Source organism: Nocardioides ungokensis (assembly GCF_013466985.1).
Taxonomy (GTDB): domain Bacteria; phylum Actinomycetota; class Actinomycetes; order Propionibacteriales; family Nocardioidaceae; genus Nocardioides; species Nocardioides ungokensis.
On sequence record NZ_CP059164.1, the window covers coordinates 1,187,874 to 1,202,477 of the forward strand.

At 72.2% G+C, this 14,604-nt stretch carries 17 protein-coding genes and 1 pseudogene; 11 read left to right on the top strand and 7 right to left on the bottom strand.

The window, feature by feature from the left end:
• Nucleotides 1-67: 67 nt before the first annotated feature.
• Complete coding sequence (locus H0S67_RS05970; protein WP_180935828.1) at nt 68-631, top strand: GtrA family protein; 564 nt, start codon at nt 68-70, stop codon at nt 629-631.
• On the opposite strand, the gene H0S67_RS05975 is transcribed toward H0S67_RS05970, so the two are convergent.
• Together H0S67_RS05975 and H0S67_RS05980 are read right to left on the bottom strand one after the other, a co-directional pair.
• Entirely contained in the window at nt 576-1,175 is a 600-nt protein-coding gene (locus H0S67_RS05975) for a Maf family protein (RefSeq protein WP_180935829.1), read from the bottom strand. The genes H0S67_RS05970 and H0S67_RS05975 overlap by 56 nt on opposite strands.
• A gap of 22 nt (nt 1,176-1,197) precedes the next feature.
• Nucleotides 1,198-1,818, bottom strand: coding sequence for a TetR/AcrR family transcriptional regulator (locus tag H0S67_RS05980; RefSeq protein WP_246355173.1), 621 nt, complete (start codon nt 1,816-1,818; stop codon nt 1,198-1,200).
• An 81-nt stretch (nt 1,819-1,899) separates the two neighbouring features.
• On the opposite strand from H0S67_RS05980, the gene H0S67_RS05985 reads away from it, so the two are divergent.
• Nucleotides 1,900-3,348, top strand: coding sequence for a DHA2 family efflux MFS transporter permease subunit (locus tag H0S67_RS05985; RefSeq protein ID WP_180935830.1), 1,449 nt, complete (start codon nt 1,900-1,902; stop codon nt 3,346-3,348).
• 9 nt (nt 3,349-3,357) lie between these two features.
• Here the strand turns inward: H0S67_RS05985 and H0S67_RS05990 are convergent, their stop codons facing one another.
• Entirely contained in the window at nt 3,358-5,040 is a 1,683-nt protein-coding gene (locus H0S67_RS05990; protein ID WP_180935831.1) for a DUF885 domain-containing protein, read from the bottom strand.
• A 93-nt stretch (nt 5,041-5,133) separates the two neighbouring features.
• Between H0S67_RS05990 and H0S67_RS05995 the strand changes: the two genes are divergently transcribed.
• Complete coding sequence (locus tag H0S67_RS05995; protein WP_219635508.1) at nt 5,134-6,126, top strand: response regulator transcription factor; 993 nt, start codon at nt 5,134-5,136, stop codon at nt 6,124-6,126.
• A gap of 24 nt (nt 6,127-6,150) precedes the next feature.
• Here H0S67_RS05995 and H0S67_RS06000 read toward each other — a convergent pair whose 3' ends face one another.
• Complete coding sequence (locus tag H0S67_RS06000) at nt 6,151-6,381, bottom strand: acyl-CoA carboxylase subunit epsilon (protein WP_180935833.1); 231 nt, start codon at nt 6,379-6,381, stop codon at nt 6,151-6,153.
• A gap of 144 nt (nt 6,382-6,525) precedes the next feature.
• The gene (locus tag H0S67_RS06005; RefSeq protein WP_246355174.1) at nt 6,526-8,145 is read right to left on the bottom strand and encodes an acyl-CoA carboxylase subunit beta; all 1,620 of its coding nucleotides are present in this window, start codon (nt 8,143-8,145) and stop codon (nt 6,526-6,528) included.
• A gap of 52 nt (nt 8,146-8,197) precedes the next feature.
• On the opposite strand from H0S67_RS06005, the gene H0S67_RS24585 reads away from it, so the two are divergent.
• The 7 genes and pseudogenes from H0S67_RS24585 to purE all read left to right on the top strand — a co-directional run bounded on the left by H0S67_RS24585 (nt 8,198) and on the right by purE (nt 12,629).
• Nucleotides 8,198-8,542 (top strand): biotin--[acetyl-CoA-carboxylase] ligase, encoded by a 345-nt coding sequence (locus H0S67_RS24585; RefSeq protein WP_246355175.1) that lies wholly within the window; start codon nt 8,198-8,200, stop codon nt 8,540-8,542.
• Nucleotides 8,543-8,556: 14 nt separating this feature from the next.
• Nucleotides 8,557-8,913 (top strand): annotated as a pseudogene (locus tag H0S67_RS24590) (biotin--[acetyl-CoA-carboxylase] ligase); the annotation flags it as partial.
• A 104-nt stretch (nt 8,914-9,017) separates the two neighbouring features.
• Nucleotides 9,018-9,515, top strand: a complete 498-nt coding sequence (locus H0S67_RS06015; protein ID WP_180935835.1) for a PH domain-containing protein — start codon at nt 9,018-9,020, stop codon at nt 9,513-9,515.
• Nucleotides 9,502-10,488 carry an adenylate/guanylate cyclase domain-containing protein gene (locus H0S67_RS06020; protein ID WP_180935836.1) on the top strand — a complete coding sequence of 329 codons (987 nt, stop codon included), beginning with the start codon at nt 9,502-9,504 and terminating at the stop codon, nt 10,486-10,488. Before H0S67_RS06015 ends, H0S67_RS06020 begins: the two co-directional genes overlap by 14 nt.
• 93 nt (nt 10,489-10,581) lie before the next feature.
• Nucleotides 10,582-10,893, top strand: a complete 312-nt coding sequence (locus tag H0S67_RS06025; RefSeq protein ID WP_180935837.1) for a winged helix-turn-helix domain-containing protein — start codon at nt 10,582-10,584, stop codon at nt 10,891-10,893.
• Nucleotides 10,894-10,927: 34 nt separating this feature from the next.
• Entirely contained in the window at nt 10,928-12,088 is a 1,161-nt protein-coding gene (locus H0S67_RS06030) for a 5-(carboxyamino)imidazole ribonucleotide synthase (RefSeq protein ID WP_180935838.1), read from the top strand.
• Nucleotides 12,089-12,092: 4 nt separating this feature from the next.
• On the top strand, nt 12,093-12,629 hold the full coding sequence (purE, locus tag H0S67_RS06035; protein WP_281368964.1) for a 5-(carboxyamino)imidazole ribonucleotide mutase: 537 nt from the start codon (nt 12,093-12,095) through the stop codon (nt 12,627-12,629).
• Nucleotides 12,630-12,688: 59 nt separating this feature from the next.
• Here purE and arfB read toward each other — a convergent pair whose 3' ends face one another.
• Together arfB and H0S67_RS06045 are read right to left on the bottom strand one after the other, a co-directional pair.
• Nucleotides 12,689-13,144 carry an alternative ribosome rescue aminoacyl-tRNA hydrolase ArfB gene (gene arfB, locus H0S67_RS06040; RefSeq protein ID WP_180935839.1) on the bottom strand — a complete coding sequence of 152 codons (456 nt, stop codon included), beginning with the start codon at nt 13,142-13,144 and terminating at the stop codon, nt 12,689-12,691.
• Complete coding sequence (locus tag H0S67_RS06045; protein ID WP_246355176.1) at nt 13,141-13,539, bottom strand: CoA-binding protein; 399 nt, start codon at nt 13,537-13,539, stop codon at nt 13,141-13,143. The genes arfB and H0S67_RS06045 overlap by 4 nt, the downstream gene beginning before the upstream one ends.
• A 137-nt stretch (nt 13,540-13,676) precedes the next feature.
• On the opposite strand from H0S67_RS06045, the gene H0S67_RS06050 reads away from it, so the two are divergent.
• Complete coding sequence (locus tag H0S67_RS06050) at nt 13,677-14,525, top strand: Ig-like domain repeat protein (RefSeq protein WP_180935840.1); 849 nt, start codon at nt 13,677-13,679, stop codon at nt 14,523-14,525.
• The last annotated feature ends 79 nt before the right edge of the window (nt 14,526-14,604 follow it).

Sequence of the window (14,604 nt, forward strand, 5' to 3'; positions counted from 1 at the left end):
ACGACCCCGCGACATGGGGGCGGCCACCTGCGGTGTATGGGGAGGGCCATTGGTTAGCCTTGGGTCCATGGGTAGCCGGTGGCAGCGACTCTTCGCTGAAGCGGGCCGGTTCCTCGCAGTCGGGGGAGTGGCCACGCTGGTGGCCCTCATCCTCTTCAACTTCCTGGTCCACGGCTTCACCACCGGGCACCGGGCGCCGCTGGCCGACCACGTCATCCTCGCCTACGTCCTGGCCAACACGGTCGGCATGGTCGTCAGCTACCGCGGCAGCCGCAACTGGGCGTTCCGGGACCGCCCGCCCCGCCATGCGGACGGGGGGCGGGCCGCCTTCGTGGCCATCAACCTGGCGACCATGAGCCTGCCGATCGGCTGCCTGTGGATCAGCCGCAACATGCTCGGCCTCGACGACCCCTACTCAGACAACATCTCCGCGAACGTGATCGGCCTGTTCATGGGCCTCGTGGCCCGGTTCTACCTGTTCCGGACCTTCGTGTTCCGCCGGCCGGTGCACCTGCCGCACCTCGCGCTCCAGCTCCACGGGAGCGAGCCTTACCAGCCGCCGGTCGTCGAACCGGTCAGCGAGCCCACAGACTCGTCCACGTGTGGCCCAGCTCGGCGACCAGGTCCCTGACCAGCGGCAGGCTGACGCCCACCACGTTGTGGTGGTCGCCCTCGATCCCGGTCACGAAGGCGCCGCCGAGGCCGTCCACGGTGAACGCGCCGGCGACGTGCAGCGGCTCGCCGGTGGCGACGTACGCCGCGATCTCCTCGTCGGTCACGTCGGCGAAGTGCACGGTCGTGGAGGCCGTCGCAGCGGCGACCCGGTGCCCGGAGGTCTCCCGCAGGCAGTGACCGGTGTGCAGCACCCCTGAGCGGCCGCGCATCGCCCGCCAGCGTCGCTCCGCCTCGGCCGCGTCGGCGGGCTTGCCGAGCGCCTCGCCGTCGAGCTCGAGCACCGAGTCGCACCCGAGCACCAGGGCGGGCGCGGGCAGGTCGTCGCGGACGGCGACCGTCGCGCACTTGAGCTCGGCCAGCTGGAGCGCGAGCTCGGCCGGCGGGAGCCCGTCGAGCTGGGACTCGTCGACGCCGGAGACGATGACCAGGGGCTCCAGGCCCGCGCTGCGCAGGGTGGCGAGGCGGGCGGGAGAGGCGGAGGCGAGGACCAGGGCCGGCATGCGGGAACCCTAGGACACGGGTCTAGCCGGACTGCCGGGCGGTCGAGGCGGCAGCGACAGCCGGCAGGGTGTCGCCGAACGCGCAGGTGATCAGGGCGGTGAGCGAGGCGGACTCCTGCGCGTGCTCGGGCGCCTGCATCGCGATCATGACGTTGAGCAGCATGCCCTGGGCGATGAACTCCCGGGCGCGCTCGTCGCCGCAGCCGGTGCTGCGGATGACGTCGAAGATCCCGGCCATCCCGGCCCGCGCGGCGGCGCCGATCTCCGCGGTCCCGCCGGCGGTGAAGCCGTGCATCATCACGAGCAGGAAGTCGCGGTCGGCCAGCAGCTCGGTGTAGGCGTCGCCGAGGCGCGCCCAGTCCGCGTCGTCGTCGGGGTCGAACGGCCGCTCGGCGAGCACCCGCTGGAAGGCGGCCGCGATCCGCCCGGTGGCATGGGTGAACACCTCGAGGAACAGGTCGAGCTTGGTGCCGAAGATCCGCACCACGTAGGGCTGGGAGACGCCGGCCTCCTTGGCGACCGCGTCGGTGCTGGTGCCGGCGTAGCCGCTGCGGGCGAAGGCGCGGGTGGCGGCGTCCAGCACCAGCTGGCGGCGGTCCTCGGCGCTCATCCGGGAGGCGGTGGGGGCGGTTCGCGGGGACATGCTTGACAGGTTATCACTTGATTACTTATGGTCGTGAGACGTAAGTAATCATTCAATGCCTTCTTCCCGCAGGAGCTCCTCATGTCCGCTCTCGAGACCCCGGTCCCGGTCGTCCGCCCCGCCGACGCCGTCGCCGGCGACCGGGCCACCACCTCCGCCGCGACGCGGCGGGTCCCGCTCTGGATCGCGATCGTCGCGACCTCCCTGCCGATGTTCATGGCGACGCTCGACAACCTCGTGATGACCAGCGCGCTGCCGGTGATCCGGACCGACCTCGGGTCGTCGGTCGGCCAGCTGTCCTGGTTCATGAACGCCTACACGCTGAGCTTCGCGACCTTCATGCTCACCGCCGCCACGCTGGGGGACCGGATCGGTCGCCGGCGGATGATGCTGATCGGCGTCACCGTCTTCACCCTGGCCTCCATCGCCTCCGCGCTGAGCACCACCTCGGAGGCGCTGATCGCGGCGCGGGCCGTCCAGGGGCTGGGCGCGGCCGCGATCATGCCGCTGTCGCTGACCCTGCTGGCCGCCGCGGTCCCACCGCAGATGCGGGCGGTGGCGATCGGCATCTGGGGCGGCGTGTCCGGCCTGGGCGTGGCCCTCGGACCGGTCATCGGTGGTGCCGTCGTCGAGGGCGTCAGCTGGCAGGCGATCTTCTGGCTCAACGTGCCGGTGGCCGTCGTCGCGGTCCCGCTGATGCTGCTCGCGGTGCGCGAGTCGCGCGGCACCTGGCAGCGGCTGGACCTCGTCGGCGCCGGCCTGCTCGGCGGCGCGGTCTTCCTCGGCATCTGGGGGATCGTTCACGGCAACGACGACGGCTGGAGCTCGGCCGGGGTCCTCGGCAGCCTGGTCGCCGCCGCGGTGCTCGTCCCGGCGTACCTGCTCTGGTCGCGGGGCCGTGCCCACGCGGTGCTGCCGCTGCGGCTCTTCACCTCGCGCGGCTTCTCGGTGGCCAACGTGATCGGGCTGACCTTCACCATCGGCATGTTCGGCACGGTCTTCCTGCTGGCGCAGTACCTCCAGATCGTGCAGGGCTACAGCCCGCTCGAGGCCGGCCTGCGCACGCTGCCCTGGACCGCGGCGCCGATGGTCGTCGCCCCGATCGCCGGGGCCGTCGCCGGCCGCACCGGCCTGCGCTCGCTCCTGGTGACCGGGCTGGTCCTGCAGACCGCCTCGCTGGTCTGGTTCGCCGCCCTGACCGAGAACGGCTCCGGCTACTCGTCGTTCGTGCCGCCGCTGCTGATGGCCGGCGTCGGCATGGGCCTGACCTTCGCGCCCTCGGCGACGGCCGTGCTCGACGGGCTGCCGGAGTCCGACTTCGCGGTCGCCAGCTCGGCCAACTCGACGGTCCGCGAGTTCGGCGTCGCGCTCGGGATCGCGCTGCTCACCGCGGTCTTCCTGGGCAACGGTGGCCAGCTGACGCCGACCGGGTACGACGGGGCGATCGGCCCCGCGCTGCTCACCGGGGCCGCCGCGGTCGCGGTGGCGGTGGTCGCCGCGCTCTTCGCCCCCGGGCGGTCGCGGGCCTGACGACCCGGTTCAGATCCGGCCCAGCGCGGCGCGCAGCGGGTCGAGCCCGAGCGATCCGAGGTCGAGCGCGGCACGGTGGAACGCCTTGAGGTCGAAGGCCGCCCCCTGCCGCGCTCGCGCCTCGTCGCGGGCCTCCAACCAGATCCGCTCGCCGACCTTGTACGACGGGGCCTGGCCCGGCCAGCCGAGGTAGCGCTTGACCTCGAAGTCGATGAACGCCGGATCCATCTGGCAGTGCTGGCCCATGAACTCGCGGCCGAGCGCCGGGGTCCAGGTCTCGCCCGGGTGGAAGCCGAACGGGTTGTCCGCGGGGATCCGCAGCTCCAGGTGCATCCCGATGTCGACGATCACCCGGGCGGCCCGGAAGCTCTGGCCGTCGAGCATCCCGAGCCGGTCGGCCGGGTCGGCCAGGTGGCCGAGGTCGTCCATCAGCCGCTCGGCGTACAGCGCCCAGCCCTCGCCGTGACCGCTCACCCAGCACATCAGGCGCTGCCAGCGGTTGAGGAGGTCCTTGCGGTAGGCCGTCTGCGCAACCTGCAGGTGGTGGCCCGGGACCCCCTCGTGGAACACCGTGGTGACCTCACGCCACGGGAAGAAGTCGTCGATGCCGTCGGGCACCGACCACCACATCCGGCCCGGGCGGCTGAAGTCCTCCGACGGCCCGGTGTAGTAGATGCCGCCGTCGTTGGTCGGCGCCAGACGGCACTCGATCCGTCGGATCGGCTCCGGGATGTCGAAGTGGACCCCGGCGAGCTCGTCGATGGTGCGGTCGGCGAGCTCCTGCATCCACGCGCGGAACGCCTCCCGTCCGTGCACGGTGCGGGCCGGGTCGGCGTCGAGGAACGCCACCGCCTCGGCGACGCCGGCACCGGGCTTGATCCGGTCGGCGGTGGCCTCCATGTCGTCGGCGAGCCGCTTGAGCTCCTCCCACCCCCACAGGTAGGTCTGCTCGAGGTCCACCTCGGCGCCCAGGAAGTAGCGGGAGGCCAGGGCGTAGTGGTCCCGGCCGACGGCCTCCCGGTCGCGACCGCGGGGGTCCATCTCGTCCTCGAGGAAGAGGCCGAAGTCGGCGAAGGCTCGCGAGGCGTCCGCCGCGTGCCGGTCCAGCTGGCTGCGCAGCGTGCCGTCGACGCCGCTCCGCGCCACGAGGCCGGCGAAGAAGTCGCCGCCCTCGCCGGCCTGGCCGGTCCAGTTGCGGACCTGGTCGGCGACCTCGGCGTACTGACGGGCGGCGGCGACGTTGCCCCGGGCGGCCTCCTCCGCCAGGGTCACGCGGTAGTCCTGGACCGAGCCGGGGACGGCCGCGAGCCGCGCGTCGATGGCCGCCCACGCCTCCTCGCCCTCGGTCGGCATCAGGTCGAAGACCTGACGGATCTCGTGCAGGCCGCTGCTGATGACCGAGAAGTCGGCCCGGTTGAGGCCGGCATCCACCCGGTCGACCTCGAGGCCCATCCGCTCGAGGAAAGCGTCCCGGGCGACGGCCTCACGCTCGTCGGACGGCGTGGCGGCGGTCGCGGCGGTCAGTGCGCTGCGGGCCAGCGACTCGCGGGCGGCGAAGCCGTCGGGGGAGAGGTCGGTGAGCCGGTCGTCGTGGCCCGTGATGCCGACGTAGGTCGCCGTGATCGGGTCGAGGGCGGCGTACTCCTCGACGAAGGTCTCCGAGATCGTGTCGACGAGGCGCTCGTTGCTCATGCGGCGAGCCTAGGCCGCCTGCTGGTCTTGTCCGCGGGGCGACGCGTGGCCAATCGCGCCTGCAGCACGCCTCGACGCGTTAGCATGCCGCCCATGTCTGGGGATGAATGGGTCGCCGTGATCATCGAGGACGACCCCGACGTGCGCGACCTGATCGACATCGTGCTGACGCAGTCGGGCTTCCGGACGGTCGTCACCTCGAACGGCCCCGCGGGCGTCGAGGCGGTGCGGGCCCACAACCCGCTCATCACGACCCTGGACGTGAACATGCCCGGCATGGACGGGTTCGCCGTCGCCAAGCGGCTGCGCGAGTTCAGCAGCACCTACCTGATCATGATCACCGCGCTCGCCGACGAGATCGACGTGGTCCAGGGCTTCGAGGCCGGTGCCGACGACTACCTGGTCAAGCCCTTCCGCCCGCGCGAGCTGCGGGCCCGCGCCGACTCAATGCTGCGACGTCCGCGCGCCCGCAACGAGGCGCCTCCGGGTCGCGACGTCACCCCGCCTCCGGTGCAGCTGCCGGTGGAGCCGACGCCGCTGCAGCTCCCCGTCGAGCCGACCCCGCTGCAGCAACCGGCCACCGCGGTGCCGTCCGCCCGGCCGGCGCCCGCCCACCCGCCCGTGGAGCCGACGCCGCTGCGGCCGCAGCACGCAGCCCCGTCCGTTGCCGACACCGGCTCCGAGCCCGTGCCCGGGCCGCGGCCGGCGCCGCAGCACGTCGCCGTCGCGCCCGCCACCGGATCGGCGCGCGTCGACGGTCCGTGGCTGCGCTTCAACGGGCTCGCCCTGAACGCCGAGAGCCGGGACGTCACCGTCGACGGGGCCGAGGTGGAGCTCAGCCCCGCCGAGTTCGACCTGCTCGCCTCGCTGCTCGCGACCGGTCGCCGGGTGCGCAGCAAGGCCGACCTGGTGCTGGCGATGCGCGGCCAGGAGTACGTCACCTCGTACTTCGTCAACGAGGACGACAAGCGGTCGGTCGACGAGCACGTCGCCAGCCTGAGCCGCAAGCTGGGCGACGACGAGGAGGCGCCTCGCTACGTCGAGGCCGTCTCCGGCGTCGGCTACCGGCTGGCCGAGGTCGCCTGACCCGCAGGGCGGTCCACCCAGGCGTCAGCGGGGCAGGCTGCTGGCGCGCCAGGCGCCCGGACCGGGCCGGTGGGGCTCCCGCAGCCTGCGGTGGGACGCCTGCCACTCGGGGGTACGGCGGGGGGTCGGTGCCGACCCGCCGCCCAGAGAGGTCAGGACCGCGACCAGGGCGGCGACCTCCTCGGGCGTGGCGTTCGGGCTGACGATGCGCAGGAGCGGCGCCGCCGACTCCGGTGGGGAACTGTCCTCAGGCATCTGTGGTCACCGTCGCCTTCCGTCTCGCCGTCTTCTCGACGTGCGCCGAGTCGGCGCACGTCGACATCCCCCGCTCCGCTCCTCCGGTCGACCCGCGCCGACTCGGCGAGGTCCCGCTGCTCGGGGGACGCTCCGCGCCCCCGCTCACAGCGGGATGTTCCCGTGCTTCTTGGCGGGCAGGGTCTCCCGCTTGGAGCGCAGCAGGCGCAGGGCGCGGACGACCTCGACCCGGGTCTCGTGGGGTGAGATGACGGCGTCGACGTAGCCCCGCTCGGCGGCGACGTAGGGGTTGGCGAGGGTGTCCTCGTACTCCGTGATCAGCTCCGCGCGCTTGGCCTCGGGGTCCTCGGCGTGCTTGAGCTCGTTGCGGTAGAGGATGTTCACCGCGCCCTGGGCGCCCATCACGGCGATCTGCGCGGTGGGCCAGGCCAGGTTGATGTCGGCGCCGAGGTGCTTGGAGCCCATGACGTCGTAGGCGCCGCCGTAGGCCTTGCGGGTGATGACGGTGATCAGCGGGACGGTGGCCTCGGCGTAGGCGTAGATCAGCTTGGCGCCGCGGCGGATGATGCCGTTCCACTCCTGGTCGGTGCCGGGCAGGAAGCCGGGCACGTCGACGAAGGTCAGCACGGGGATGTTGAAAGCGTCGCAGGTGCGGACGAAGCGGGCGGCCTTCTCCGAGGCGTCGATGTCGAGGGTGCCGGCGAACTGCATCGGCTGGTTGGCGACCACACCCACCGGGCGGCCCTCGACCCGGCCGAAGCCGACCACGATGTTGGGGGCGAACATCGACTGGACCTCGAGGAACTCCTCGTCGTCCACGACGGCGCCGATCACCTCGTGCATGTCGTAGGGCTGGTTCGGGGAGTCCGGGATCAGCGCGTCCAGGGTCCGGTCGAGGTCGGAAAATTCGAGGACGCCGGAGCCCAGCTCACTTTCCGGGTACGACGGGGGCTCGTCGAGGTTGTTCTGCGGGAGGAACGACAGCAGCGCCTTGACGTAGTCGAGCGCGTCTTCCTCGTCCGAGCCCATGTAGTGGGCGTTGCCGGACTTGGTGTTGTGGGTGCGCGCGCCGCCGAGCTCCTCCATCGAGACGTCCTCGCCGGTGACGGTCTTGATCACGTCGGGCCCGGTGATGAACATGTTGGAGGTGCCGTCGACCATGACGGTGAAGTCGGTGACGGCGGGGGAGTAGACGTGCCCGCCGGCGCAGGAGCCCATGATCAGGCTGATCTGCGGGATCACGCCGGAGGCGTGCACGTTGCGGCGGAAGATCTCGCCGTAGAGGCCGAGCGAGACCACGCCCTCCTGGATGCGGGCGCCGGCGCCCTCGTTGATGCCGATGATCGGGCAGCCGGTCTTGATGGCGAGGTCCATGACCTTGGTGATCTTCTCGCCGTAGACCTCGCCCAGCGAGCCGCCGAAGACGGTGAAGTCCTGGGAGAACACGCACACCTGGCGGCCGTCGATGGTGCCGTAGCCGGTGATGACGCCGTCGCCGTAGGGCCGCTTCTTCTCCAGGCCGAAGGCCGTGGAGCGGTGCCGGGCCAGCTCGTCGAGCTCGACGAACGAGCCCTCGTCGAAGAGCAGCTCGATCCGCTCGCGCGCCGTCTTGCGGCCCTTGGCGTGCTGCTTCTCGACCGCCTTGGCCGAGCCGGCGTGCACCGCCTCGTCGAGCCGGCGGTCGAGGTCGGCGAGCTTGCCCGCCGTGGTGTGGATGTCGATGTCGTCGGGGACGTCGGTGCCCTCGCCCGGCTGTGCACTCACTCTGGTGGCCTCCTGGTCGACCTGATCGGCTGCGTGGGCCAATGTAGTGCCCATGACCGGAGACCTGCCCGCGCGCCCGCCCCTCGACAAGGACCGGCTCGCGGCCGGTCCGCCCGGTCTCGCGGTGGAGGTCGTCGCCGCGGCTCCCTCGACCAACGCGCTGGTCGCCGAGCGCGCCCGGGCGGGTGCCGGCGAGGGTCTGGTGGTGGTGGCCGAGCACCAGACGTCGGGCCGGGGCCGGCTCGACCGCAGCTGGGAGACCCCGGACCGGGCCGCGCTGACGTTCTCGATGCTGCTGCGTCCGCAGGTCGGGGCCGACGAGTGGCCCTGGCTGCCGCTGATGACCGGGTACGCCGTGTCCCCGCGCTGCGCGAGGCCGGCTTCCGCGCCGGGCTGAAGTGGCCCAACGACGTGCTCCTCGACGACGCGAAGGTCTGCGGCATCCTGGTCGAGCGGGTGGACACGCCGTCCGGTCCGGCGGCGATCGTGGGCGTGGGCATCAACGTCAGCACCACCGTCGAGGAGCTCCCGATCGAGACCGCCACCTCGCTCGCGATCGCGGCCGGGGCGGCGCCCGACCGGACCGAGGTCCTGCTGTGGGTCCTCGGCGCGCTGCGCGAGGAGTACGACGCCTGGCGGGCCGGCGGCGCGAGCGCGCTGCATGCGGCCTACCAGCGAGCCTGCGTGACGGTGGGGCGCGAGGTCAGGGTCGAGCTGCCGGGTGGCGGCCACCTGGCCGGCCGGGCCACCGGAGTCGATGCGGGGGGCCGGCTCACGGTCGCCGGACCGGCGGGCGAGGTCGCCGTCGGGGCCGGCGACGTCGTGCACGTGCGTTCGGTCAACCCGGACCCGAACAGTGACATGATCCGGTGGTGGCCATCTCGCAGAAGCTGCTCAACGACGGCGAGTCCGTCGTCATCAGCACCCGCACTCATCCCAAGGCACTCCTGCTGCCGGTCCTCGCGCTGGTCGTCCTGCTCGCGCTCGGCGTCGCCGTCCAGGTGCTGGTCGACCAGCCCGTCGTCACCCTGGTCGCGTGGGTCCTCGTCGCCCTCGGTGTCGTCTCGTACGTCGTCCGGCCCGTCCTGGTCTGGGCGACGGCGTCGTACACCTTCACCAACCGGCGCCTGATCACGCGCACGGGGGTCCTCACCCGACGCGGCCACGACATCCCGCTGACGCGGATCAGCGACGTGGCCAGCGAGCTCGGGATCGTCGACCGGATGCTCGGCTGCGGCACGCTGATCATCAGCGACGCCAGCACCCACGGATCGGTCCGCCTGCCCGACATCCCGCACGTCGAGGACACCCAGCGCCGGCTCAACCAGCTGCTCAACGAGCTCGACCACTCCGGGCATGACGGAAGCTGACTCCGGGGCTCCCCGGGACCGCCTCGAGCGGGCCATCCTGGGTGAGGAGCCCGTCTTCGACGCCCTGGGGGTGTCGGCGGAGACCGGCGTGTCCATCGAGGAGGCGCGCCGCCTGTGGCGTGCCCTCGGCTTCCCCGAGCACGGCACCGAGACCGCGTTCACCCAGTCCGACGCCAAGGCCGTCTCGACGCTGGTCGACGTCGTCGAGTCGGGCCTGATCGACTTCGACCTCGCCGTGAACCTGACCAGGGCCGTCGGGCAGACCATGGCGAGGCTGGCCGACTGGGAGGTCGCCTCCCTGGTGCAGCGGGTCGAGGAGCTCGAGGCCGGCGACCAGGCCACCGGCAGCCGGGTCGGCTCCGCGATGCGGATCGTGGAGGAGTTCAACGCGCCGTTCGAGCAGCTGATGCTCTACGCCTGGCGCCGGCACCTGGCCGCGGCCGTGGCGCGGGTGGAGGCGCTCGGCGCCAACGAGGAGGACCTCCACACCACCCAGATCACGGTGGGCTTCGCCGACATCGTGAGCTTCACCGCGTTGTCCAACCAGCTCACCGAGGCTCGCATCGGAGACCTGGTGGAGCTGTTCGAGTCGCGGTGCGCTGACGTGGTCGCCTCGCAGCGGGGCCGGGTCATCAAGAGCATCGGCGACGCCGTGCTCTTCGTGAACGACGACCCGATCCGGGCCTACGACACCGCCGAGGGCATCATCAACGTCATCGGCCGCGACTCCCGGATGCCCGACGTCCGGGTCGGGCTGGCCAGCGGGTCGGTCGTGATGCGGTTGGGCGACGTCTTCGGCCCGCCGGTCAACCTGGCGGCGCGGCTCACGGCGGTCGCGCGGCGCAACCGGATCATCATCGACGCAGCCACGGCGGCGCTGCTGCCCGACGACCAGTTCGAGACCAGGCGGCTCCCGGCGCGGCCGGTGCGCGGCTTCGGCATCGTGGAGCCGGTGGCGGTCCGCCGCCACTGACCGCGCGCGACCGGTCCGGACCGGTCCAGCGCGCTCGGGGCCAATTGCGCGATTTCGCCTCCAACGGGGCGACTGGTTCCTACGGTGTCCCTCGTGTTCGAGGTGCAGGACGTGCGACTCGACCCCGACAGCCGGCGGACCTGGCGCGGGGTCGAGGAGATCATGCTGTCCCGCAAGGAGTTCGACCTGGTGCATGCGCTGATCAGGCGGGCCGGCCAGATCGTCACCCGCGACGAGCTGATGCGGGAGGTCTGGAACACGACCTTCTGGACGTCCTCGAAGACCATCGACGTCCACCTCGGCTGGGTGCGCCGCAAGCTCGGCGACGACAGCAGGCAGCCCCGGCTGATCACCACCATCCGCGGCCAGGGCCTGCGCTTCGAGACCAGGGACACGATGCGCTGATCGAGGGTGCGCCCTCCTTCACTACGCTGACCCCGTGTCCGAGCCCGCTCCCACCCTGGCCGTCATCGGCGGCGGACAGCTCGCCCGGATGATGGCGCAGCCCGCCATCGCCCTCGGGTTGCCGTTGCGCCTGCTCGCCGAGGGCGAGGGCGTGTCCGCAGCCCAGGTGATCCCCGACCACCTCGTCGGCGACTACCGCGACCTCGAGACGCTGCTCGAGGTCACCGAGGGCTGCCCGGTGGTCACCTTCGACCACGAGCACGTGCCGACCGAGCACCTGCACGCGCTCGAGGACGCCGGCATCGCCGTCCGTCCCGGGCCGGCGGCGCTCGTCCACGCGCAGGACAAGGGCGTGATGCGCGCGCGGCTCGCCGAGCTCGACGTGCCGTGCCCACGCAACGACGTCGTCGGGTCCCTCGCCGACGTCGAGGCGTTCGGGTTCCCGTGCGTGCTGAAGACCACTCGGGGCGGGTACGACGGCAAGGGCGTCTGGTTCGTGCGGTCGGTCGCCGACTGCGAGGAGGCGTTCCGGGCCGCCGAGGAGGCGGAGGTACGCCTGCTCGCCGAGGAACTGGTCGACTACCGCCGCGAGCTCTCCGTGCTCGTCGCACGCTCCCCGAGCGGCCAGGCGGCGGCGTACCCCGTCGTGGAGTCGACGCAGGTCGACGGCATCTGCCGCGAGGTCGTCGCGCCGGCCCCCGACCTGGACCCCGACCTCGCCGGCCGCGCCCAGGAGATCGCCCTGCGCATCGCCGGTGCGCTCGGCGTGACCGGCATCCTGGCGGTGGAGATGTTCGAGACCACTGACGGCCGGGTGCTGGTCAACGAGCTGGCGATGCGCCCGCACAACACCGGGCACTGGACCCAGGACGGCGCGGTCACCTCGCAGTTCGAGAACCACCTGCGCGCGGTGATGGACCTGCCCCTCGGCGCCCCGGCGGCCCGCGCCCGATGGACGGTGATGGTCAACATCCTCGGTGGCGACCACCCGGAGGTGGGGCGCCTGTACGACGGCTACCCGCACGCGCTGGCCCGTGACCCGCACCTGCGCGTGCACCTCTACGGCAAGCAGCTGCGCCCCGGCCGCAAGGTCGGCCACGTCAACGCCTACGGCGACGATCTCGAGGACTGCCTGGAGCGCGCGCGGCACGCCGCCGCGTGGTTCCGCGGGGACCTCGGCAACGAGAGTGAGTGATCCGGTGAGTGCTTCGGTGGTCGAGCCGGGCGGGAGCCCCCGCGTCGGCATCGTCATGGGGTCCGACTCCGACTGGCCGGTGATGAAGGCGGCCGGCGAGGCGCTGACCGAGCTCGGCGTGGCCTGGGAGGCCGACGTCGTCTCCGCGCACCGGATGCCCGAGGAGATGCTCGCCTACGGCAAGGAGGCCGCCGGCCGCGGGCTCTCGGTCGTCATCGCCGGCGCCGGTGGTGCCGCCCACCTGCCGGGGATGCTCGCGGCCGTGACGCCGTTGCCGGTGATCGGGGTCCCGGTGCCGCTGAAGTACCTCGACGGCATGGACTCCCTGCTCTCGATCGTGCAGATGCCCGCGGGCGTGCCGGTGGCCACCGTGGCGATCGGCAACGCCCGCAACGCCGGCCTCCTCGCCGCCCGCATCCTCGGCATCGCGGACCCGGCCCTGCAGCAGCGGATGGTCGACTTCCAGGCCGACCTGAAGGCCACCGCGCAGGAGAAGGGGAAGGCCGTCCGCGGCGAGCCGACCCGCAAGCTCGGCTTCTGACCCAGCGGTCTCCTGCCCGATCAGTCGCACTGCTCAGTCACGCTGCTCGGTCGCGCTGCTCAGTCGCCGCGCACCCGGCCGCGCAGGGCCTTGGTCTGGCCGCGCTGGCGCTTGGCGTCGAGCCGGCGTCGCTGGGAACCCTTGGTCGGCTTCGTGGCCCGACGCGGCGGCGGTGGCGGCGCGAGCGCCGTCCGGAGCAGGTCCGCCAGCCGCTCGCGGGCCGCGACCCGGTTGCGGTGCTGGGAGCGGTGCTCGGAGGCGACCACCACGACCGTGCCGTCGACGAGCTGCCCCGCCAGCCTGCCGAGGGCCCGTCGCCGCTGCCCCTCGGTGAGGGCGGCCGAGCCGGCCACGTCGAGCACCAGCTCGACCCGGCTGTCGCTGGTGTTGACCGACTGACCTCCTGGACCGGGGGAGCGCGAGAAGCGCTCGAGGAGCTCGCCGGCCGGGATCGTCAGGCCCTCGGGGATCCCGGGACCGGGTGGCACGGGGAGGTCACCGCCCGGGCGGCTCATCTCCACATGGCCGGACAGGTGTCCATGACCATCGGGACCCCGGCCTCGGTCGTCCGGACGAACGCCTCCTCGTCGACGACGCCGAGCTGGAACCACACCGCGCGGGCGCCTACCGCGACCGCCTGGTCGGCGAACTCGCCCGCGGCCTCGGAGCGGCGGAACACGTCGACGACGTCGATCGGGAACGGCACGTCCGCGAGGGCGGCGTACCCCTGCTCGCCGAGGACCGTCGGCGCCGACGGATGGATCGGCACGATCCGCTTGCCGCGCCGCTGGAGCAGCTGCGCGATCTCGTACGCCGTGCGGCTCGGGTCGCCGGAAAGCCCCACCACCGCCCACGTGTCGCACTCGTCGAGCATGAAGCGGATCCACTCGGTGTCCTGCCAGTCAGCCACGCCTCAAAACTACGTGACGACTTTGAGTGTTCGGCGCACGACGGGCCACCCGAACGGTTAGCGTTGCTCGTCTTTGCTACTGGGAGGTAGCACCACACAAGATGCTTGAGGGAGCACCTTTGATGAACGTTTCTCGCATGACGCGGCGTATCGCCGTCTCGGGCGTCGCCACCGCGATCGCCGCCGGCGCCCTGGTCGGTGCCGCATCCACCGCCGCGAACGCGGCGATCGTCGCCGACGGCACCTACACCTGCGACGTCGCAGGCAACCCGGCGCAGCTCCCGGTGCACGTCGAGGTGCCGCTGCTGCCCGGGAGCGCGAACGCCGGCACCATGATCCCCGCCGGCCTGCTCCAGGCCACCACCACGGTCGGCATCCCGGCCGAAACTGCCGCCATCCTCCAGAGCTTCCACGTGACGGGCGGCACGATCGACGACTTCGGCATGCTCGTCGGCACGAGCACGGCGCCCGCGCCGCTCACCTTCACCAGCTTCACCCCGGGCACGGATGCCGGCTCGCTCGTGGCAAGCACCCTCGGCGTCAACCAGGTGTTCTCGCTGCCGAAGGCCGGCACCTACGACATCACGCTGCCGACGGCCTTCACGTTCATGCCGACCACGGACAGCGGCCCGCTCGGCGTTCCCGTCACGTGCACCTCGGCTGCACCGACGAAGATGTCGAGCATCCGCATCGACAAGAACACGACGACCATGACGGCCAAGGCCCCGGCGTCGATCAAGAAGGGCTCCGCCGCCAAGGTGGTCACGACCCTCGCCAGCAACAACGCCGGCACCCCGGTCCCGACCGGCAAGGTGGTCGCCAAGCTGGGCACCAAGACCGTCGGCACCGGCACCCTGACCGACGGCCGCGCGGTCCTGAAGCTCGTCAAGCTGCCGGTCGGCAAGGACAAGGTCTCCGTGAAGTACGCCGGCGACGGCTTCACCGCGGCCAACAAGGTCCCGGTCACCATCAAGGTCACCAGGTGACCCCGGCCTGACCACGGCTGTCACGCCCGGCCGGTGCCTCGCGCACCGGCCGGGCGTGCTGCATTTCACCCCGGGCGGC

Excerpts from the sequence above, each read along its gene's own strand:
- arfB (WP_180935839.1), bottom strand. The coding sequence starts at position 13,144 with ATGAGCCGCCCGGGCGGTGACCTCCCCGTGCCACCCGGTCCCGGGATC.
- H0S67_RS05985 (WP_180935830.1), top strand. The coding sequence starts at position 1,900 with ATGTCCGCTCTCGAGACCCCGGTCCCGGTCGTCCGCCCCGCCGACGCC.
- H0S67_RS24585 (WP_246355175.1), top strand. The coding sequence starts at position 8,198 with ATGACCGGAGACCTGCCCGCGCGCCCGCCCCTCGACAAGGACCGGCTC.
- H0S67_RS05975 (WP_180935829.1), bottom strand. The coding sequence starts at position 1,175 with ATGCCGGCCCTGGTCCTCGCCTCCGCCTCTCCCGCCCGCCTCGCCACC.
- H0S67_RS06000 (WP_180935833.1), bottom strand. The coding sequence starts at position 6,381 with ATGCCTGAGGACAGTTCCCCACCGGAGTCGGCGGCGCCGCTCCTGCGC.
- H0S67_RS05990 (WP_180935831.1), bottom strand. The coding sequence starts at position 5,040 with ATGAGCAACGAGCGCCTCGTCGACACGATCTCGGAGACCTTCGTCGAG.
- H0S67_RS06050 (WP_180935840.1), top strand. The coding sequence starts at position 13,677 with ATGACGCGGCGTATCGCCGTCTCGGGCGTCGCCACCGCGATCGCCGCC.
- H0S67_RS05970 (WP_180935828.1), top strand. The coding sequence starts at position 68 with ATGGGTAGCCGGTGGCAGCGACTCTTCGCTGAAGCGGGCCGGTTCCTC.
- H0S67_RS06020 (WP_180935836.1), top strand. The coding sequence starts at position 9,502 with ATGACGGAAGCTGACTCCGGGGCTCCCCGGGACCGCCTCGAGCGGGCC.
- H0S67_RS05980 (WP_246355173.1), bottom strand. The coding sequence starts at position 1,818 with ATGTCCCCGCGAACCGCCCCCACCGCCTCCCGGATGAGCGCCGAGGAC.
- H0S67_RS05995 (WP_219635508.1), top strand. The coding sequence starts at position 5,134 with ATGTCTGGGGATGAATGGGTCGCCGTGATCATCGAGGACGACCCCGAC.